The organism is Allobosea sp. 01N443, assembly GCF_056399325.1.
Map to the genome: position 1 here is coordinate 123,201 of NZ_JBFTRC010000001.1, position 18,693 is coordinate 141,893.

The window sequence follows — 18,693 nt, forward strand, 5'->3', positions numbered from 1 at the left end:
CGCCAAAACACGTCAGGAGCGAAACGTCATGAGTCCCTACGTCACCATGCCTCTGGTTTTCGAGGGGGTTCCCGAGGATCAGATGCAGGGGCGCGCCGAGGCCTTCCTTGCCCGCATGCGCAAGCGCCGCACGGTGCGCGACTATTCGCAGCGGCCGGTTCCGCGCGAACTGATCGAGACGGCGGTTCGGGCCGCCGGAACCGCTCCGTCCGGTGCGAACCAGCAGCCCTGGACCTTCGTCTGCATCTCCGATCCGGAGCGCAAGAAGCTGATCCGAGAGGGGGCGGAAGAGGAGGAGCGTGCCTTCTATGCCGGTCGGGCCGGCGAGGAATGGCTCGGTGCGCTTGCCCATCTCGGCACCGACGACAGCAAGCCCTTCCTCGAAGAGGCACCCTGGCTGATCGCAATCTTTGCGCAACGCTGGGGTTATGATGCGCAGGGCCGCAAGGTGAAGCACTATTACGTACCGGAATCGGTCGGCATCGCGACCGGCTTCCTGATTGCGGCGCTGCACGATGCCGGGCTCGCGACCCTGACCCATACGCCGGCGCCGATGAATTTCCTGAACGAGATCTGCGGGCGGCCGGACAATGAGAAGGCGTTGATCCTGCTCGTCGTCGGCTATCCCGCCGATGACTGCCTCGTTCCGGCGATCGGCAAGAAGCCGCTGGAGGAGATCGCGAGTTTCCTTTGACTGGGTCGGAGCCTGATGCTCGCCGCTGCGGCGAGCATCAGGCTCCTGAACACGAGCCTCGATTGGCGAGGGGCGCGCATGGTCGGAGCGGACTTGGCCATGACGGACCCTATCTGGGCTCAGGGGCCCCGCCGGCTTACGCGGTGATCGCGTCGATCTCAGCCAGTTCATCGGCATTGAGCGTCCAGCTCGCGGCCTTCACATTGGCTTCGATCTGCTCGGGCCTGGTGGCGCCCGCGATGACGCTGGAAACGACGGGCTGAGCCGCCAGCCAGGAGAAGGCCAACTCGACCATCGTCTTGCCGTGCTTCTCGCAGAAGGCGGAGAGCTTCTCGGTCTTCTGCCAGTTCGCCTCGGTCAGGACCTCGTTGGCGCGCTGGGCCTCACGCGTCATGCGCGCGCCGTCCGGCATCGGCTGATTGCGCTTGTATTTGCCGGTGAGCATGCCGTTCGCGAGCGGGAAATACGGCAGGAGCCCCATGCCAAAATGGCGGGCAGCCGGAATCAGCTCCTTTTCCGCGCCGCGCACCAACAGGCTGTACTCGTCCTGGCAGGAGGCAAAGCCCTCGATGCCATGGTTGCGCGCCGTCCAGTAGGCATCGGCGACCTGCCAGCTCGGCAGGTTCGAGCAGCCGATATAGCGCACCTTGCCCTGGCGGATCAGGTCCTCGAGCGTGCGCAGCGTTTCCTCGATGGGGGTCAGCGGGTCCGGCCGGTGGATCTGGTAGAGGTCGATCCAGTCCGTCTTCAGCCGCTTCAGCGAAGCCTCTACGGCCTCCACGATATAGCGCCGCGAGCCGCCCTTCTTGATGCCCTCGGCATCCATGTCCATGCCGAACTTGGTCGCCAGCACGATGTCCTTGCGGCGTGCGCCCAGGAGTTCGCCGAGAGCCGTCTCCGAGCCGCCGCGCGCGCCATAGATGTCGGCGGTGTCGAACAGGGTGATGCCGCACTCGATCGCCTTGTCGACGACCTTGCGGGCCGCCTCGAGATCGATCCGGCCGCCGAAATTGTTGCAGCCGAGGCCGACGAGCGAAACGCGCAGGCCGGTACGGCCGAGATTGCGGGTAAGCATGATGTGATCCTCCCAGAGTGTGCGGCAGAGGATCAGAGCCAAGGCGACGTGGCAATCGCCGCTATCGTCATTCGCGGGCTGCGCGAGGCGCAGGTTCGCAGAAGCCCGCAGATGCCAGGTCGTTCACAACGAAAAATGGCCGGGCGAGGGGCCCGGCCATCCTGCAGTAGCCGTTACGCCACCGCTTCCTTCTGCTTCTGCGAGCGCTTGCGCTCGTTGGGGTCGAGCACGCCCTTGCGCAGGCGGATCGACTTCGGCGTCACTTCGACCAGCTCGTCGTCGTCGATCCAGGCGAGCGAACGCTCCAGCGTCATCCGGATCGGCGGCGTCAGGCGCACGGCCTCGTCCTTCGAGGTGGTGCGGATGTTGGTGAGCTTCTTGCCCTTGAGCACGTTCACCTCGAGATCGTTCTCGCGGGTGTGCTCGCCGACGATCATGCCCTGATAGACCTTCCAGCCGGGCTCGATCATCATCGGGCCGCGATCCTCGAGGTTCCACAGTGCATAGGCCACGGCCTCGCCGGTTTCCATCGCGATCAGCACGCCGTTGCGGCGCCCGCCGATCTCGCCCTTGTAGGGCAGGTAGGCATGAAACAGCCGGTTCATGATGGCGGTGCCGCGCGTGTCGGTGAGCAGCTCGCCCTGGTAGCCGATCAGGCCGCGGGTCGGAGCGTGGAAGACCAGACGCAGGCGATTGCCGCCCGAAGGCCGCATCTCAAGCATATCGGCCTTGCGCTCCGACATCTTCTGCACGACGACGCCGGAATGCTCCTCGTCGACGTCGATCACGACCTCTTCGATCGGMTCGAGCAGCTGGCCGTCCTCGCCGCGCTTCAGCACGACGCGGGGGCGCGAGACGCCGAGCTCGAAGCCCTCGCGCCGCATCTGCTCGATCAGGATGGCAAGCTGCAATTCGCCGCGGCCGGAGACGATGTAGCTGTCCTTGTCGGCGGCTTCCTCGACCTTGAGCGCGACATTGCCCTCGGCCTCCTTCAGGAGCCGGTCGCGGATGACGCGGGTGGTGACCTTGTCGCCCTCGGTGCCGGCCAGCGGGGAATCGTTGACCATGAAGGTCATCGACACGGTCGGCGGATCGATCGGCTGCGCCTTGATCGCGGTCTCGACCGACGGGTCGCAGAAGGTGTCGGCGACCGAACCCTTCACCAGGCCGGCGATCGAGACGATGTCGCCGGGAATGGCTTCTTCGATCGGCGTGCGCTCGAGCCCGCGGAAGGCCAGGATCTTGCTGATACGGCCGGTCTCGACGACGGTACCGTCGCCCGACAGCACCTTGATGGTCTGGTTCGGCTTGGCCGTGCCGGAGACGACGCGGCCGGTGATGATGCGGCCGAGATAGGGGTTGGCCTCGAGCAGCGTGCCGAGCATCCGGAACGGGCCTTCCTCGATGCGGGGCTCGGGCACATGGCTGAGGATCAGGTCGTACATCGGGGCAAGGCCCTGGTCCTGCGGACCGGCCGGATCATGCGCCATCCAGCCCTGCTTGCCCGAACCGTAGAGGATCGGGAAATCGAGCTGCTCGTCATTGGCGTCGAGCGCGGCGAAGAGATCGAAGACCTCGTTGATGACTTCCTGGACGCGAGCGTCGGGCTTGTCGACCTTGTTGATCGCCACGATCGGGCGCAGGCCAAGCTTCAGTGCCTTGGAGACGACGAACTTGGTCTGGGGCATCGGGCCTTCGGCCGCGTCGACCAGCACGATGGCGGAGTCGACCATGTTCAGGATGCGCTCGACCTCGCCGCCGAAATCGGCGTGGCCCGGAGTGTCGACGATGTTGATGCGCGTATCCTTCCAGACCACGGAAGTGGCCTTGGCCAGGATGGTGATGCCGCGCTCTTTCTCGAGCTCGTTGGAATCCATCACGCGCTCGATCACGCGCTGGTTTTCGCGATAGGTACCCGACTGCTGGAGCAGCTTGTCGACCAGAGTCGTCTTGCCATGATCGACGTGGGCGATGATGGCGATATTTCGCATGGACATGCGTGGGGTACCTTTTCAGGACCGCGAGCCGGCGCGGAAAGCCCGGCCGGCGCAGTTCACTTTCGTATGGGATTCTGGAATTCGTTGCGCTGCACATAAACGCTAGAGGGCGTTTGGGCAACCTTGATCGACAGCTGCCCGGCAACAGGGGCAGCGCTGGCGCATGAAACTCAGCGGGCGGTGGTCTGCAATTGCCGCCAGACCCAATAGGAATAGCTGAAGGTTGCGGCCATCAGGGCGGCCAGCCCGAGCAGCGTGGCCGTGGCCAGGACGAGGGGTGCCGCGGCGCCCAGCGCGAGGCCGAAGAGGGCAAGGCCGAGGCAGACGGAGCCCCAGCCATAGAGCCTGTGGGTCCTCTGCCAGACCCGCTCGTCCGAAAGCGTCCATGGCGTCCTGACGCCAAATAGCTGCATCGAGCGCGTCTTGGCTGCGACATTGCCGGTGACGACCAGGAAGAGGCCGAGCATCGCGGTCACCAGGCGTGGAACATCGGCCGCATACCCAAGTGCGTGCGCAATCAGAAGCGCGTGGCACGCCGCGATCATGAGCATAACGGCGCTCCATGTTGCGGTGTAGGCCTTGCCGGAGCGGGCAAGATTGTCGGCGCGGGGCTCCATGCGCGGCAGCAGCGCGAACAGTGCCGTGACGAACCCCGCGATGACGGGCAGGCTGAGGAACGCCACCCAGGGCCCGGCGAAGCCGTCTGGCTGGCCGTCGATCCCGAAATGAATGGCGATCCGGGCATCGGGCGACACATGCATCAACGCATAGGTCGAAGCGACGAGCATGCTGCCGAGGACGGCAAGGCTCAGGGTCATGGTGGAGCGGATCATGATTGAGCGTCCTTTGGTTTGGCCGCGCGAGGCCTCGGTTCGAGAGCGAGCCCGAAATGGTCGAGGAACAGACACATTGCCTCTTCGAGCACGGACAGGTTCAGGCGGTAGGTGATGGTGGTGCCGAGCTTGTCGCTCTGGATCAGGTCCGCCTCGCGCAAGACGGCGAAATGGCCGGACAAGGTGGGTTTGGCGAGGTTGAAACGGGCCGCGATCTCTCCGGCTGTCATGTCCCGTTCGCGCAGCAGCCGCAGGATTTCACGGCGTGTCGGGTCGGAGAGCGCTTTGAAGACCATGTTCATCTTCGTTATTTAGGAAATTACCGAAATAAAAGCAAACTGCCATGCTCATGCATGCCCCAAGTGGCGGGGCTGGAAGCTGCCGGATCACGCGGCCGGCGTGCCCTCGGCGTCGAGAAGGGTCTGCCTGCGCTCGGCTACGGCGCGCCCGACCTGATCCATGGCGAGCCGGTATGCGGCGAGGCCGCTGGCGTCGACATCGCCGCTCGAAAAATTCGAGAGCACCTCGGCCAGGATCGCATCGGCCGTGCGTTCGAAATTCTGGAGGGCGGTCTCGTCCTGTTCGGAGCGGATGGCGGAGAGCATCGCGACAAGCCGGTCTAGCCCCGCCATGGCTTTGCGTCGGCGGAGCGTGCTGTCATGGCTGAGCAGGCCGGCGAAACCGGTGCCTAGCAGCGAAAGCGCCATCACGCCCAGATAGAACCAGTCGCCATAGCGCTCGAAGAAGGTTTCCTGCTCGCCGTCGATGAAGGCTGCCGCGCCGGGATGAACCGGCAGCGGTGTGTCCTTGTCGGTCGAGGGTGTCTCCAGTCCCTGGATCGACGGGAGCTCGGCCGCCAGCGTCAGCCTGAGGGCCAGCAGGTCCTTGACGAGATCCCCGACGACGGCGTCGTCGAGGCTTTGGGCCGCAACCAGCCGTGAGGTCACGGAGATCGTCGTCAGGCTCTCGGAGGGGCGCGGCGGGTCTCCGCCGAGCGCGCCGCGCACGATCTCTCCGGTTTCGATCGATCTGTGCCGCGCGGTGATCGCATCCGCCGCGCTGATCGGAATGAGGACCGGGTCGTCGCCCCAGGCCAATTTGAGCTTGCTCAGGCCGTCATTGTTAATGCGCGAACCGACGGCGTTGATCGAAAAGAACGCATCGATCCTGCGTTCGCGCGCGGCGGGTACGATCTCTTCGGAGTTCAGCCCGACGATCTCGACCTCCTCCGGCTTGACCTCGTATTGCGCCAGCACGCGCTTGACCAGCGCGATATTGCCTGCCGGATTACGCACCACGCCGATCCTGCGCCCGCGCAGATCGGCGATACGCCCGATTGCGGTTTCCTTGTTGGTGATCAGGAAGGGGAAGGTGCGGCGGGTGATCAGGGCGGTGTCGGCATTCTCCGGCAGCGCGATATCGGGACGGATGATGGCGAGATCGGCCTGGCCGCTGTCGACGCGCTTGGCGCTCTCCTCGGAGCCCTCCGTGAGGATCAGGCGAAGCCGGATCGAGGATTTTTCGCGGCTGAGCCCCTGTACGAAGCCTGCGGCCATGCGCGCATCCTCCGATCCGAGCGGGCCGACGGCGAGTCTGAGCGTCCGGGGTTGGTTCAGGACGTAGAAGACCGACGCGGCGATACCGAAGATCGCCAGCAGGCCCGCCAGAGCCATGAAACCGCGCCGCCCCATGCCGGACCAATCCTGACCGCTTTGCCGTCGCCCCCGCGACGCGCTTGGCTTCGCTCGTGATCATGTCGCAAGTGGGGCGCGCCGCAAGAGGGCATGGCGCACGGGGACATGGAGGTTGCCGGGCCCGCGGCAGATGTCCTATTGCCGGGGAATGTCGCAAAGCTCCGATGCCTTCACCGTCAAGATTTGCGGTCTCTCCACGCGTGAGACGATGGCGGCGGCGCTCGCCGCCGGTGCCGACATGGTCGGGCTGGTCTTCCACCCGAAGAGTCCGCGCTTCATCGATATGGCTCGCGCGATGGCGCTCGCCGAGATGGCGCGCGGCCGCGCCGAGATCGTGGCCCTGATCGTGGATTTCGATGTGGCGCGGGCAAGGGAACTCGTGGACGCGCTCAGGCCGGACTGGCTTCAGCTGCATGGCCGCGAGACGCCGGAGCAGGCGCTGGCGCTCAAGGCCGCGACCGGTCTTCGCGTGATGAAGGCGCTGGGTGTCGCTGCCCCGTCCGATCTTGCCGCCATGTCCTCTTATGTCGCGGTGACGGACCGCATCCTGCTCGATGCCAAGCCGCCGAAGGATGCGGCCTATCCCGGTGGCCACGGCCGGCCCTTCGACTGGACGATCCTCTCCGGCCTCGACCCGGCTTTGCGCTTCATGCTATCGGGCGGCCTCGATCCGGCGAATGTTGCCGATGCCATCCGCATTGCCCGGCCTGCCGGGGTAGATGTGTCGTCCGGCGTCGAAAGCGCGCCCGGCGTCAAGGATATCCGCCGGATCAGGGATTTCATCGCCGCCGCACGTCAGGCGGCGCAGGATTTGAAGAAGGCAGGCCCGACATGAACGCGCCCCGCAATCCGAATACTTATCGTTCCGGGCCCGACGAGAACGGCCGGTTCGGCATGTTCGGTGGTCGTTTCGTTGCCGAAACGTTGATGCCCCTGATCCTGGAACTGGAACAGGCCTATGATGCCGCCAAGGCCGATCCGGCCTATCACGCCGAGATGGCTGGTGGCCTCAAGCACTATGTCGGCCGGCCGTCGCCGCTCTATCTGGCCGAGCGCCTGACGGATCATTTCGGGGGCGCAAAGATCTATCTCAAGCGTGAAGAGCTGAATCACACCGGCTCGCATAAGGTCAATAATGTGCTCGGCCAGATCCTGCTGGCGCGGCGCATGGGCAAGAAGCGCATCATCGCCGAGACCGGCGCCGGTCAGCACGGCGTCGCCACCGCAACGCTTTGCGCGCGCTACGGCCTCGAATGCATCGTCTATATGGGCGCGGTCGACGTCGCCCGTCAGGCGCCGAACGTCTTTCGCATGCAGATGCTGGGCGCCACCGTGGTGCCGGTCGAATCCGGAACCAAGACGCTCAAGGACGCGATGAACGAGGCCCTGCGCGACTGGGTGACCAATGTCGCGACGACCTTCTACTGCATCGGCACGGTGGCCGGCCCGCATCCCTATCCCGCCATGGTCCGCGACTTCCAGTCGATCATCGGCAGGGAAACGCGCGAGCAGATGCAGGAGCTCGAGGGGCGCCTGCCGGATTCGCTGATCGCCTGCATCGGCGGCGGCTCGAACGCCATGGGGCTGTTCCACCCCTTCCTCGACGATCCCACGGTCGAAATCTATGGCGTCGAGGCGGCCGGGCACGGCATCCCGAGCGGCCTGCATGCCGCCTCGCTGACGGGCGGGCGTCCCGGCGTGCTGCATGGCAACCGCACCTATCTGCTGATGGATGATGACGGGCAGATCAAGGATGCGCACTCGATCTCGGCCGGTCTCGACTATCCMGGCATCGGCCCTGAGCATTCCTGGCTCAACGATGTCGGCCGGGTCAAATATCTGTCCGCCACTGACGAGGAGGCGCTGGAGGCCTTCCAGCTCATCTCCAAGCTCGAAGGCATCATTCCTGCCTTGGAATCGGCACATGCGCTTGCTCGTGTAGCCGAGCTTGCGCCGCAAAAGCCGAAGGACCACCTGATGGTGGTCAATCTTTCCGGTCGTGGCGACAAGGATATTCCGCAAGTGGCGGAGATTCTGGCGGGACGGTGATGCCGGCCCCGTCCGATAGTCTGAGGATAAAACGATGAAGAAGACGATTCTGCTCGCCGCCATGCTGGTTCTGTCTGGCCCCGTCATGGCCCAGACCGCGAACACGGTGGCTCCCGCCGAGGGAATCGTCATCCGGACCGAGGGCGAGGTCAGGGTCAGGCCCGATATCGCGATCCTGCAGGCCGGCATTGTCAGCGAGGGCAAGACGGCCGCCGAGGCTCTCGCCCAGAACACGCCGGCGCTGGCCAGGCTGGTCGAAGCCGTCAAGGCGGCGGGCATCGCCCCAGCCGATCTGATGACCTCGCAGGTCTCGCTGATGCCGCGCATGACGCAGCCTTCCATGTCTCCCGGTCCGAAGCCGCCGCGCGCCGCCACGATCGACGGCTACGAGGCCCGCACCGGCTTGACCGTCACCGTGCGCGATCTCGCCAAGGCCGGTCCGCTGATCGACGCGCTGGCAAAGGCCGGCGTGAACGAGATGTCCGGCATAAGCTTCGGGCTTGCGGACGAGAGCAGGGCCAAGGATGCCGCGCGCCTGAAGGCGGCGGAGGCGGCGCGTGCGCGGGCCGAACTCCATGCCACGGCACTCGGCGTCAAGGTCGGCGAGCTGGTCTCGATCGTCGAGGCTGAAGCCGAAGTCCCAGGCCGCGCCGCGGGCGATGTTCGTGCCTTCCGCATGGCGGCTGGTGCTGCACCGATTTCGGTCGAACCCGGCGAGATCACGGTGACGAGTTCGCTGCGTACGGTTTGGCGCATCGCGCCCTGAGCCCTCGCCAGCCCGCCCCCTTCATGCTAACCGCACGCTCATGACAGAGACCGGCCAGACCCGCATCCAGTCCCGCTTCGCCGCTTGCGCTGCCCAAGGTCGGGCAGCGCTGGTGACCTTCGTCACCGCTGGCGACCCGGATTTCGAGACCGCAAGCGCGATCCTCAATGCCCTGCCTGAGGCAGGCGCGGATGTGATCGAGCTCGGCGTGCCCTTCACCGATCCGATGGCCGACGGCGTCCCGATCCAGCTCGCGGGCCAGCGGGCCTTGAAGGCGGGGCAGACGCTGAAGAAGACGCTGGCCATGGTCGAGTCCTTCCGCAAGGCCGGCCATGACACGCCGATCGTGCTGATGGGATACTACAATCCGATCTGGGCCTATGGCGTCGAGCGCTTCCTGCAGGATGCGCGTCGGATCGGCGTCGACGGGCTCATCGTTGTCGACCTACCGCCGGAAGAGGATGTGGAGCTCTGCCTGCCGGCTCTTGAGGCCGGTATCAGCTTCATCCGTCTGGCCACGCCGACGACCGACGACAAGCGCCTGCCGAAGGTGCTCAGCAACACCTCTGGCTTCGTCTATTATGTCTCGATGACGGGCGTAACCGGTGGCGCGATCGTGAGCTACGACGCGGTCGGCGATGCGGTGGCCCGGATCAAGCGCCACACCGATCTGCCGGTCGCTGTCGGCTTTGGCGTGAAAACGGCGGCCGATGCCGCAGCCATCGCGAAGGGCGCCGACGGGGTCGTCGTCGGCTCCGCGCTCGTCGAGCGGGTTCGCCTCTCGCTGGATGCGGACGGCAAGGCCACGGACAAGACGGTTTCGGCGGTCACCTCGCTGGTTGCGGAACTGGCTGCCGGCATCCGCACGGTCTCCAAGGCGGCCTGACCCGGCCGCTCCAGTCACACGTTTCAAGGATGATCCGATGAACTGGATTTCCGAAGTCGTTCGCCCGCGCATCAAGACCCTGTTCAAGCGCGAGAGCCCCGAGAACCTCTGGATCAAGTGCCCTGATTCCGGGCAGATGGTCTTCCACAAGGACGTAGAGGCCAATGGCTTCGTCATTCCGGGCTCCGACCATCATATGCGCGTCACCGCGCAGGATCGGCTGCGCCTGACTTTCGACGAGGGCAAATGGGTCGATGTCCCGCTGCCGGAGGTCGCGGTCGATCCGCTGAAGTTCCGTGACGAGAAGCGCTATGTCGACCGCCTCAAGGACGCGCGCGCCAAGACCGGCGCGGCCGATGCGTTCAAGGTCGGCTTCGGCCGCGTCCAGGGCCTGCCCCTGACGATTGCCGTGCAGGACTTCCACTTCATGGGCGGCTCGCTCGGCATGGCGGCGGGCGAAGCCTTCATCAAGGGCGCCGAGACTGCGCTCGAGAAGAAGACACCCTATGTCGTGTTCGCCGCCTCCGGCGGTGCGCGCATGCAGGAGGGCATCCTCTCGCTGATGCAGCTTCCGCGGACGACGGTCGCGATCAGGCGTCTGCGCGCGGCTGGGCTGCCCTATTTCGTGGTTCTGACCAACCCGACCACCGGCGGCGTCACGGCTTCCTACGCGATGCTGGGTGACGTCCACATCRCCGAGCCGGGCGCCCTGATCGGTTTCGCGGGCCCGCGCGTCATCGAGCAGACCATCCGCGAGAAGCTGCCCGAGGGCTTCCAGCGCGCCGAATATCTCAAGGATCACGGCATGGTGGACATGGTTGTCCATCGCCATGAGATTCCGGCGACGCTGGCGCGGCTGGGCCGCCTGCTGACCAAGCAGTCCGAGCCGGCAGCTGATGCCAAGCAACCGGTCGGGCCGGTCCCCGAAGCGGCCTGACACGGATAACGGACGGCCGGAGGCCGAGCGCATCATGGGGTCTTCCGACACGCTGCTGGCGCGCTTCCTGGCGCTGCATCCCAAGCTGATCGATCTCTCGCTCGGCCGCATCCTGACCTTGCTGGAGCGGCTCGGCGACCCGCACAAGCGCCTGCCGCCGGTGATCCATGTCGCCGGCACCAATGGCAAGGGTTCGACCATCGCCTTCATGCGGGCGATTCTCGAGGCGGCGGGTCTCAGCGTCCATGTCTACACTTCGCCGCATCTGGTGCGCTTTCATGAGCGCATCCGGCTCGGTCAGCCGGGCGGCGGTCGTTTCGTCGACGAGGCCGTGCTGGTCGAGGCACTGGAGCGCTGCGAACGGGCCAATGCCGGCGACCAGATCACCTTCTTCGAGATCACCACTTCGGCCGCCATGCTTCTCTTCTCCGAGCACAAGGCCGACGTTCTGCTGCTCGAGGTCGGTCTCGGCGGTCGCTTCGACACCACGAATGTCGTCGCCCATCCCGCCTGCACGGTGGTGACGCCGGTCTCGATGGACCATGCCGAGTATCTCGGCGATACCGTCACCAAGATCGCGGGCGAGAAGGCCGGCATCTTCAAGCGCGGCGCCCCGGCCGTGATTGCGCCACAGGAACCGGAGCCGACGGCCGTGCTCGAAGCCGCGGCCGAACGCGTGGGCGCCTCGAAAATTCTGATCGGCGCGCAGGACTTCAACATTCACGAGGCGGGTGGACGGCTGGTCTACGAGGATGGCGACGGCCTGCTCGATCTGCCGTTGCCGCGCCTCACCGGGCGTCATCAGCACGTCAATGCCGGTACGGCCATAGCGGCCTTGCGCGCAGCCGGATATGGCGGCCTGCCGGCCCGCGCCTTCGAGCAGGGCATGCTCAATGCCGAATGGCCGGCACGGCTGCAAAGGCTGGCGCGCGGCCAACTCGCCGAACTCGTGCCTGCTGGCGCCGAGCTATGGCTCGATGGCGGCCACAATCCCGATGGCGGCCGCGTTCTTGCGCAGGCGATGGCCGACCTGGAGGAGAAGAACCCGGCTCCGCTCGTCATGATCGCGGGATTGCTCTCGACCAAGGACGCAACGGCGACGCTCGGGCATTTCAAGGGGCTCGCGCATGCGCTCTTTGCCGTGCCGATCCACAACCAGCTTGCTGCTCGCCCGGCCGAGGAGGTTGCGGCTCTCGCGCGGGTCGCCGGGTTGAATGCCGAGGTCGCGGGCTCGGTCGAGCAGGCGTTGCGCGAGATTGCAGTGCGGACCTGGCGGGGGCCGCCGCGCATCCTGATCTGCGGCTCGCTCTATCTGGCCGGCGAAGTGCTTTCGGCCAACGGTACGCCACCGGTGTAGTACCGGCACGGATGGGGAGAGTGCGATGCAGGCCCGGCAATTCGGAGCAAATGGCCCGTCGCTCCCCGTCATCGGCCAGGGCACCTGGAACATCGAACTCGCCGATCAGGCCGGCGCGGTGGCGGCATTGCGTCGCGGGCTCGACCTTGGCCTGCGCCATCTCGACACGGCAGAGATGTATGGCTCTGGCCGCTCGGAGGAGATTGTCGGAGAAGCCATCGCCGGGCGACGAGACGAGGTCTTCCTCGTTTCCAAGGTGCTGCCGTACAACGCCTCTCGTGCGGGGACGCGCAGGGCCTGCGAGGAATCGCTGAGGCGGCTGCGCACCGACAGGCTCGACTGCTTCCTGCTGCATTGGCGCGGCTCATACGCGCTGGAGGAGACTTTCGCAGCCTTCGAGGACCTGAAGCGCCAGGGCAAGCTTCTGTCCTGGGGCGTCAGCAATTTCGACGTCGATGATCTCGACGAGGCGCTGGCGATTGCCGGCGAGGGCATCATCGCCTGCAACCAGGTCCTTTATCATCTCGGCGAACGTGCCATCGAGCATATGGTCATCCCGTGGTGCGAGCGTCACGGCGTTGCGGTGACCGCCTACAGCCCATTTGGTCAGGATGATTTTCCCTTAGCCGCAAGTGCCGGCGGCCGCGTGCTCACCGATGTTGCGATCACGCATGGAGCAACACCGCGTCAGGTCGCGCTTGCCTTCCTGACCCGCCAATCCCCGGTCTTCGCGATCCCGAAGGCCGCCAGGGCCCAACATGTCGAGGACAATGCCGGTGCGCTGAGGCTGCACCTGAGCGACAGCGAGATCGCGCGGATCGACGCTGCTTTTCCACGTGGACCCAAGCCCCGTTCCCTGCCGATGTTGTAGGGGACGCCTGCAGGTCAAGCCGGCCGCGCGGAAACCAAGTTGCGGCTTTCTGCTTTACAACTGGGGGCTGAAGGGCGTTTCCTAGAGTAAAGGCGGCGGAGCATCGCATCCGACAACGCCGAATTCTTGCAACGGTTGCGTCTTCAGGAGTGGTGTGATGCGTCGCGTCCTCGGCGTCCTCGCCGTATTGTTTCTTTCGCTTGCCGGCTTGGCTTCGGCCCAGGCCGGCGTTCAGGTCCGGGTCGACCTGGCTGCCCAGCGCATGCAGGTGACGACCACTGACGGAGAGATCTACAATTGGGCGATCTCATCAGGCCGCAAGGGATTCCGCTCGCCCAACGGCGTCTATAGCCCGACGCGGCTGGAGCGGAGCTGGTACTCGCGCAAATATGGCGGGGCGATGCCCTATTCCGTGTTCTTCCGTGGTGGCTATGCCATCCACGGCACGACAGCGGTAGGTGCACTCGGCCGGCCGGCATCGCATGGCTGCATCCGGCTGCATCCTGCCCATGCCGCCAAGCTGTTTGCGCTGGTCAAGAAGCACGGTGCCGGCCAGACGCGTATTGCGCTGAATGGTGCCAGTTCGGACGGGCTGTCGCAATTTGCCAGGGCAGGCGGTGCCAAGAGCAAGCTCGCGAAGGCGCCTCAAAAGAGCAAGGTCGCCATTGCGCAGTCGAAGTCCAAGCAGCGTGCGGCCGCGATCGCGCATCAGCGTGGCGTGCCGAACTGGGATGCGGCGCGTGATCAGCTCTTCATGCGGCCGACCCTGCCGCCCAACGCCTATGGCTACCAGCCCTACCGGGCCGGGCCGACCTGGAGATAAGGGCTCAGATCGCCTCCACGGCGATCCGCATCCAGCCGCTGAGCGTCTCGCCCGGCTGAAGCCGGGTGAGCGGAGAGGTCGCGCGCGCTGCAGCCTCGCTCGGCGAACCGATGGCGTGGCTTTGCGGCTCGACGCAGAGGAAGTCGGCACCAGGAGGCGCCCATACGACCGGGCAGCGCAGCGTTTCGCTTGCCGTGACGGTGATGGCGACGCCGCGCGACGGTGTTTCCATGCGCGCAGCGCCATCCCAACCGAGGAAACTCCAGGCCGTTTCTGCCCGAGTTGCGAAGAGCGGGCTGGCGGCATAGGGGCCGCCATCTGCGAGCGGTTGCGAGCCGGTCGCGCGGAAGCCGTTGCCGAGGATCAATGCGCCGTCGGAGCGCATTCTGAGGCGCGTATCCGCAGCCGCGGGAAACCAGGGATGGAGCCCGAAACCAAAGGGTAGGGCCACATCCGCCTCGTTTATGATCGCAAGGGTGATGGTCATACCGGAATCGTCGAGGCTGATCTCCTGCCGCGCGCGGTAGCGGTAGGGATCTTCACCGGCGCTGCGCCGATGTTCCAGGACGGTATGGCCGTGGTCATACCGCAGGACCTCCCAGTCCGACTGCCAGCCGAAACCATGAATGCTGCCTGTTCCCGCAGGATCGTTGGCCGGCACCCGAAAGCGCTGMTCGCCATCGTCGATGACGCAATCGAAGGCGCGATTGGCAAAGGGCAGCATGGCCCAGCTGCCGAAGCGATTGGGGGCCGCGATCGAGGGAACCGCCCCCGCCGGCGCCCGCAGAAGCGAACGCAACTGCCCGTCAGGCGCGCGCCATTCGAGCGCGGTCACCATCGCACCGACCTCGGGCGCGATCGCGGCGGAGAGAGGCCCGGACTGCAGGGTAAGCATCGTGATGTCCTTACTTGATCAGCGGGCGTAGCATCGCCTGCATCGAGCGCATGCGCGGCAGGAACTGCGCCACCATCTCCTCGGCCGAGGTCCGCTGCACCTGTCCGGAAATATTGAAGGCGGCAACGGTCTCGCCACGCGCATTGGCGAGGGGGRGCGCCATCGAGATCAGGCCAAGTTCCAGTTCCTGATCGACCACGCTGTAACCCCGTTCGCGCGCCGCCGCCAAGGCGGCCATGATCCGTTCCGGCTCCGTTACGGTATGAGGCGTCAGCGCTCGCGGCCGGCCGGACAGAATCCGTTCGCGGGCCTCGTCCGGTGGCAGCGCTGCGAGCAGGACGCGCCCCATCGAGGTGCAGAAGGCGGGCAGACGCGAGCCGACGGAAAGGCCGACGGACATGATCCGCCTCTGCGCCGAACGCGCGATATAGACGATCTCGTGTCCGTCGAGCAGTGAGGCCGAGGAGGATTCATGGGTTTCCTCGGACAGCCGCTCCAGGAAGGGCTGGACGAGCTGGGGCAGGGCGCTGGAGGCCAGCCAGGCATGGCCGAGCCTGAGCACGCGCGGCGTCAGCCGGAAGAACTTGCCGTCGAATTCGGCGTAGCCGATCCTTGTGAGCGTCAGAAGGCAGCGCCGGGCCGCCGCGCGGGACAATTCGGTGGCGCGCGCCACGTCTGCGATGGTGAGCTTCTCATGCGCCGCGTCGAAGCATTCGATCACGGCCAGCCCCTTTTCCAAGGCGGCCATATGGTCGCGATCCGACGCTGCCGTGTCCAATCTTGACCCCTGTTGACGCAATGGGTATTGTTCGAAAATCAAAACGATGTGCGATTAACGCACAAAATGAGGAGATGTCAAGGTGGCTGAGTTCGTCTCCCTCGCCGAGGGAATCGAGGCGGTGGTGCGTGACGGCTGCTCCATCGCGATGGAAGGCTTCACTCATCTCATCCCGCATGCTGCCGGGCATGAGGTGATCCGTCAGGGCCGCACGCGACTGACGCTGATCCGCATGACGCCCGACCTGATCTACGATCAGATGATCGGGATGGGCTGCGCCGAAAAGCTGGTCTTCTCCTGGGGCGGCAACCCTGGCGTCGGCTCGCTGCATCGCCTGCGCGATGCGGTCGAGAATGGCTGGCCGCACAAGCTTGAGCTTGAAGAGCACAGCCACGCCGCCATGGCCAATGCCTATGAGGCCGGCGCCGCCAACCTGCCCTTCGCAGTGTTTCGCGGCTACAAGGGCGTCGACCTGCCCAAGGTCAATCCCCGGATCAAATCCGTTACCTGCCCCTATACCGGGGAAGTCCTGGCGACGGTTCCCGCCATTCGGCCCGACGCCGCTGTCGTTCATGCGCTGAAGGCGGACCGCGAGGGCAATGTCTTGCTCGAGGGCATCGTCGGCGTGCAGAAGGAGGTCGTGCTGGCGGCCAGGCGTTCGCTGGTTACCGTCGAGGAGATCGTCGAGGACTTTGGCCCACGCAATGCCAATGCCGTTATCCTGCCGTCCTGGGTGGTGACCGCCATCGCCAAGGTGCCGGGCGGCGCCTACCCGTCCTACGCCCAGGGTTATTACAAGCGCGCCAATGATTTCTACATTGCCTGGGACAAGATCTCCCGGGAGCGTGACACATTCATGGCCTGGATGAAGGCAAATGTCCTGGAGCAGGGGCCGGAGGTGTTTGCCCACCATGCCGGCCTTGCTCGGCAGGCCGCGTGAGGATCAGCGCCATGAGTCATACTCCCATCAGCCACACGCCCACCGAGATGATGAGCATCGCGGCCGCCCGCCTGCTGACCAATGACGGCGTCTGCTTCGTCGGCATCGGCGCGCCCTCGGCCGCGTGCAACCTGGCGCGCCTGACACATGCCCCGAAGATCACGCTGATCTACGAATCCGGTACGCTCTCGACCCGCCCCTCCGTGCTGCCGCTCTCGATCGGCGACGGGGAGCTCTGTGATACCGCGCTGACCACGGTCGGCGTGCCCGAGATGTTTCGCTACTGGCTGCAGGGCGGCCGGATCACTATCGGCTTCCTGGGCGGCGCGCAGATCGATCGCTTTGCCAATCTGAACACCACGGTCGTCGGGGACTATGCCGCGCCCAAGGTGAGGCTTCCCGGCGGCGGCGGCGCGCCGGAGATCGCCAGCAATTGTGGCGAGATCTTCATCACGATGGCCATGGGCTCGCGGGCCTTCGTCGAGACGCTGCCCTTCATCACATCCTTCGGCCACGGCAAGGGCAATGGCGACCGGGCGCGGCTCGGCCTCAAGACGAAGGGGCCGACCAAGGTGATCACCGATCTTTGCGTCATGGAACCCGATGCCGAGACCGCCGAGCTGACTGTGACTGCGCTGCATCCCGGCGTGACGCGGGATCAGGTTCAGGCCGGTTGCGGCTGGACCTTGCGTTTCGCTGGCGAACTCGTCGAAACTCCGGCGCCGACCGCGCAGGAGATCGAGATCCTGCGCGATCTGCACGCCCGGACCAAGCGAGCGCATGGAGTAGCGGCATGAGCCTGATCTATCCACGCGATGGCCTGAAGGCCCATCCGCTCAACGCGTCGCCGGCCTATACGAGCACGCTGAAGCGCGCGCCCTCGCAGCCCCTGATCCTGCTGCCGCATACGCTGTCGGAGATCAGCGGTCCGGCGTTCGGCCATAGCGCCGTGCAAGCCGGCGATTCAGACCTGACCCTGCAGCATGAGGGTGAGCCGCTCGGCGAGCGGATCATCGTGACGGGCCGGGTGCTTGACGAGGATGGCAGGCCGGTGCCGCATACCCTGGTCGAGATCTGGCAAGCCAACGCGGCCGGGCGCTACGTTCATCTGCGCGATCAGCATCCCGCGCCGCTCGACCCGAACTTCACGGGGGCCGGCCGCGCCATKACCGATGCGGAGGGGCGCTATCGCTTCGTCACCATCAAGCCCGGCGCCTATCCCTGGCGCAACCATCACAATGCCTGGCGCCCGGCGCATATCCATTTCTCGCTGTTTGGGCCGAGCTTCCTCTCGCGCGTGATCACCCAGATGTATTTCCCGGGCGATCCGCTTTTCGCCTACGACCCGATCTTCCAGTCGATCCCGGACGCGAAGGCACGGGAGCGCCTGATCTCGCGCTTCAACATCGACACGACCGAACCGGAATGGGCGCTGGGATACCAGTTCGACATCGTTCTGCGCGGTCGCGACGCGACGCCGCTCGAGGAGCCGCATGATGACTGAGCGCAAGCCCGCCCTGGGCCTCACCCCCTCGCAGACGGTCGGCCCCTTCTACGCTTACGCGCTGACGCCCCGTGCCTATGGCGGTTCGGAGCTGGCCAATGAGCGGATCGCGACCGATGGCGTCTCGGGCGAGCGCATCACCATTCGTGGCCATGTCCTCGATGGCGATGGCGAGCCGGTGCCGGACGCCATGATCGAGGTCTGGCAGGCCGATGCGGATGGGCATCACAATGCCGGGGGCAATGCCGGCTTCACAGGTTTCGGCCGGGCGGAAACGTCGCCGGAAGGCTTTTTCCACTTCGAGACGGTGCGGCCGGGCGCGGTGGAGGGGCTAAACGGTACGAGGCAGGCGCCGCATCTCGCCGTCTCGGTCTTCGCGCGCGGGCTCCTGCTCCGGCTGGTGACCCGCATCTATTTCTCGGACGACCCTGCCAATGCGTCCGATGCAGTGCTCGCGCTGGTCCCGCATGAGCGGCGTGAAACGCTGATCGCGCAACGTGGCCCGGACGGCGTCTTCCATTTCGACATCCGGCTGCAGGGCGAAGGCGAGACGGTGTTCTTCGACGTCTGAGCCCGTGCGGCATGCGCGGGCTT

The 18,693-nt window shown here is 65.7% G+C and carries 20 protein-coding genes; 13 read left to right on the forward strand and 7 right to left on the reverse strand.

Annotated elements, in window-relative coordinates; genetic code table 11:
• The first annotated feature begins 28 nt into the window (after positions 1-28).
• A complete protein-coding gene (locus AC1DRP_RS00620) occupies positions 29-694 on the forward strand; it encodes a nitroreductase family protein (protein WP_476767528.1) in 666 nt (221 codons plus the stop codon).
• A 136-nt stretch (positions 695-830) separates the two neighbouring features.
• Here AC1DRP_RS00620 and AC1DRP_RS00625 read toward each other — a convergent pair whose 3' ends face one another.
• From AC1DRP_RS00625 to AC1DRP_RS00645, 5 genes are all read right to left on the reverse strand, one after another.
• On the reverse strand, positions 831-1,769 hold the full coding sequence (locus AC1DRP_RS00625; protein WP_476767529.1) for an aldo/keto reductase: 939 nt from the start codon (positions 1,767-1,769) through the stop codon (positions 831-833).
• A gap of 173 nt (positions 1,770-1,942) precedes the next feature.
• Entirely contained in the window at positions 1,943-3,766 is a 1,824-nt protein-coding gene (gene typA / locus AC1DRP_RS00630; RefSeq protein ID WP_476767530.1) for a translational GTPase TypA, read from the reverse strand.
• 170 nt (positions 3,767-3,936) lie between these two features.
• Positions 3,937-4,599, reverse strand: coding sequence for an SdpI family protein (locus AC1DRP_RS00635; protein ID WP_441490595.1), 663 nt, complete (start codon positions 4,597-4,599; stop codon positions 3,937-3,939).
• Positions 4,596-4,895, reverse strand: a complete 300-nt coding sequence (locus AC1DRP_RS00640) for an autorepressor SdpR family transcription factor (RefSeq protein ID WP_441490596.1) — start codon at positions 4,893-4,895, stop codon at positions 4,596-4,598. Before AC1DRP_RS00640 ends, AC1DRP_RS00635 begins: the two co-directional genes overlap by 4 nt.
• Positions 4,896-4,985: 90 nt before the next feature.
• Positions 4,986-6,290 carry a TAXI family TRAP transporter solute-binding subunit gene (locus AC1DRP_RS00645; RefSeq protein WP_476767531.1) on the reverse strand — a complete coding sequence of 435 codons (1,305 nt, stop codon included), beginning with the start codon at positions 6,288-6,290 and terminating at the stop codon, positions 4,986-4,988.
• A 151-nt stretch (positions 6,291-6,441) separates the two neighbouring features.
• Between AC1DRP_RS00645 and AC1DRP_RS00650 the strand changes: the two genes are divergently transcribed.
• From AC1DRP_RS00650 to AC1DRP_RS00685, 8 genes are all read left to right on the forward strand, one after another.
• Positions 6,442-7,128 carry a phosphoribosylanthranilate isomerase gene (locus AC1DRP_RS00650; RefSeq protein WP_441490598.1) on the forward strand — a complete coding sequence of 229 codons (687 nt, stop codon included), beginning with the start codon at positions 6,442-6,444 and terminating at the stop codon, positions 7,126-7,128.
• Positions 7,125-8,342, forward strand: coding sequence for a tryptophan synthase subunit beta (trpB, locus tag AC1DRP_RS00655; protein ID WP_441490599.1), 1,218 nt, complete (start codon positions 7,125-7,127; stop codon positions 8,340-8,342). Before AC1DRP_RS00650 ends, trpB begins: the two co-directional genes overlap by 4 nt.
• A gap of 34 nt (positions 8,343-8,376) precedes the next feature.
• Entirely contained in the window at positions 8,377-9,108 is a 732-nt protein-coding gene (locus AC1DRP_RS00660) for an SIMPL domain-containing protein (RefSeq protein ID WP_476767532.1), read from the forward strand.
• Positions 9,109-9,148: 40 nt separating this feature from the next.
• Positions 9,149-9,994, forward strand: a complete 846-nt coding sequence (gene trpA, locus AC1DRP_RS00665; RefSeq protein WP_441490601.1) for a tryptophan synthase subunit alpha — start codon at positions 9,149-9,151, stop codon at positions 9,992-9,994.
• A gap of 37 nt (positions 9,995-10,031) precedes the next feature.
• Entirely contained in the window at positions 10,032-10,931 is a 900-nt protein-coding gene (gene accD / locus AC1DRP_RS00670) for an acetyl-CoA carboxylase, carboxyltransferase subunit beta (RefSeq protein ID WP_476767533.1), read from the forward strand.
• A gap of 34 nt (positions 10,932-10,965) precedes the next feature.
• Positions 10,966-12,288 (forward strand): bifunctional folylpolyglutamate synthase/dihydrofolate synthase, encoded by a 1,323-nt coding sequence (locus tag AC1DRP_RS00675; RefSeq protein ID WP_441490603.1) that lies wholly within the window; start codon positions 10,966-10,968, stop codon positions 12,286-12,288.
• A gap of 25 nt (positions 12,289-12,313) precedes the next feature.
• Positions 12,314-13,159, forward strand: coding sequence for an aldo/keto reductase (locus AC1DRP_RS00680; RefSeq protein ID WP_476767534.1), 846 nt, complete (start codon positions 12,314-12,316; stop codon positions 13,157-13,159).
• Between the two features lie 157 nt (positions 13,160-13,316).
• Positions 13,317-13,982 (forward strand): L,D-transpeptidase, encoded by a 666-nt coding sequence (locus tag AC1DRP_RS00685; protein ID WP_476767535.1) that lies wholly within the window; start codon positions 13,317-13,319, stop codon positions 13,980-13,982.
• A gap of 4 nt (positions 13,983-13,986) precedes the next feature.
• Here the strand turns inward: AC1DRP_RS00685 and AC1DRP_RS00690 are convergent, their stop codons facing one another.
• On the reverse strand, positions 13,987-14,877 hold the full coding sequence (locus AC1DRP_RS00690) for an aldose epimerase family protein (protein WP_476767536.1): 891 nt from the start codon (positions 14,875-14,877) through the stop codon (positions 13,987-13,989).
• A 10-nt stretch (positions 14,878-14,887) separates the two neighbouring features.
• A complete protein-coding gene (locus tag AC1DRP_RS00695; protein WP_476767537.1) occupies positions 14,888-15,625 on the reverse strand; it encodes an IclR family transcriptional regulator domain-containing protein in 738 nt (245 codons plus the stop codon).
• A 112-nt stretch (positions 15,626-15,737) separates the two neighbouring features.
• Here AC1DRP_RS00695 and AC1DRP_RS00700 point away from each other — a divergent pair, with 112 nt between their 5' ends.
• The 4 genes from AC1DRP_RS00700 to pcaG are packed head-to-tail and all read left to right on the forward strand — an operon-like array spanning position 15,738 to position 18,670.
• Positions 15,738-16,595: a CoA transferase subunit A gene (locus AC1DRP_RS00700; protein WP_476767538.1), complete on the forward strand. Its 858-nt coding sequence runs from the start codon at positions 15,738-15,740 to the stop codon at positions 16,593-16,595.
• Positions 16,596-16,606: 11 nt separating this feature from the next.
• Positions 16,607-17,392: a CoA-transferase subunit beta gene (locus tag AC1DRP_RS00705; RefSeq protein WP_476767539.1), complete on the forward strand. Its 786-nt coding sequence runs from the start codon at positions 16,607-16,609 to the stop codon at positions 17,390-17,392.
• Complete coding sequence (gene pcaH / locus AC1DRP_RS00710) at positions 17,389-18,099, forward strand: protocatechuate 3,4-dioxygenase subunit beta (RefSeq protein WP_476767540.1); 711 nt, start codon at positions 17,389-17,391, stop codon at positions 18,097-18,099. The genes AC1DRP_RS00705 and pcaH overlap by 4 nt, the downstream gene beginning before the upstream one ends.
• A complete protein-coding gene (gene pcaG, locus AC1DRP_RS00715) occupies positions 18,092-18,670 on the forward strand; it encodes a protocatechuate 3,4-dioxygenase subunit alpha (protein WP_441504933.1) in 579 nt (192 codons plus the stop codon). The genes pcaH and pcaG overlap by 8 nt, the downstream gene beginning before the upstream one ends.
• The last annotated feature ends 23 nt before the right edge of the window (positions 18,671-18,693 follow it).

Bases quoted from the DNA above. Each gene is read 5' to 3' on its own strand.
- AC1DRP_RS00620 (WP_476767528.1), top strand. From the start codon at position 29: ATGAGTCCCTACGTCACCATGCCTCTGGTTTTCGAGGGGGTTCCCGAG.
- AC1DRP_RS00625 (WP_476767529.1), bottom strand. From the start codon at position 1,769: ATGCTTACCCGCAATCTCGGCCGTACCGGCCTGCGCGTTTCGCTCGTC.
- AC1DRP_RS00635 (WP_441490595.1), bottom strand. From the start codon at position 4,599: ATGATCCGCTCCACCATGACCCTGAGCCTTGCCGTCCTCGGCAGCATG.
- AC1DRP_RS00640 (WP_441490596.1), bottom strand. From the start codon at position 4,895: ATGGTCTTCAAAGCGCTCTCCGACCCGACACGCCGTGAAATCCTGCGG.
- AC1DRP_RS00645 (WP_476767531.1), bottom strand. From the start codon at position 6,290: ATGGGGCGGCGCGGTTTCATGGCTCTGGCGGGCCTGCTGGCGATCTTC.
- AC1DRP_RS00650 (WP_441490598.1), top strand. From the start codon at position 6,442: ATGTCGCAAAGCTCCGATGCCTTCACCGTCAAGATTTGCGGTCTCTCC.
- AC1DRP_RS00660 (WP_476767532.1), top strand. From the start codon at position 8,377: ATGAAGAAGACGATTCTGCTCGCCGCCATGCTGGTTCTGTCTGGCCCC.
- trpA (WP_441490601.1), top strand. From the start codon at position 9,149: ATGACAGAGACCGGCCAGACCCGCATCCAGTCCCGCTTCGCCGCTTGC.
- AC1DRP_RS00675 (WP_441490603.1), top strand. From the start codon at position 10,966: ATGGGGTCTTCCGACACGCTGCTGGCGCGCTTCCTGGCGCTGCATCCC.
- AC1DRP_RS00680 (WP_476767534.1), top strand. From the start codon at position 12,314: ATGCAGGCCCGGCAATTCGGAGCAAATGGCCCGTCGCTCCCCGTCATC.
- AC1DRP_RS00685 (WP_476767535.1), top strand. From the start codon at position 13,317: ATGCGTCGCGTCCTCGGCGTCCTCGCCGTATTGTTTCTTTCGCTTGCC.
- AC1DRP_RS00705 (WP_476767539.1), top strand. From the start codon at position 16,607: ATGAGTCATACTCCCATCAGCCACACGCCCACCGAGATGATGAGCATC.
- pcaG (WP_441504933.1), top strand. From the start codon at position 18,092: ATGACTGAGCGCAAGCCCGCCCTGGGCCTCACCCCCTCGCAGACGGTC.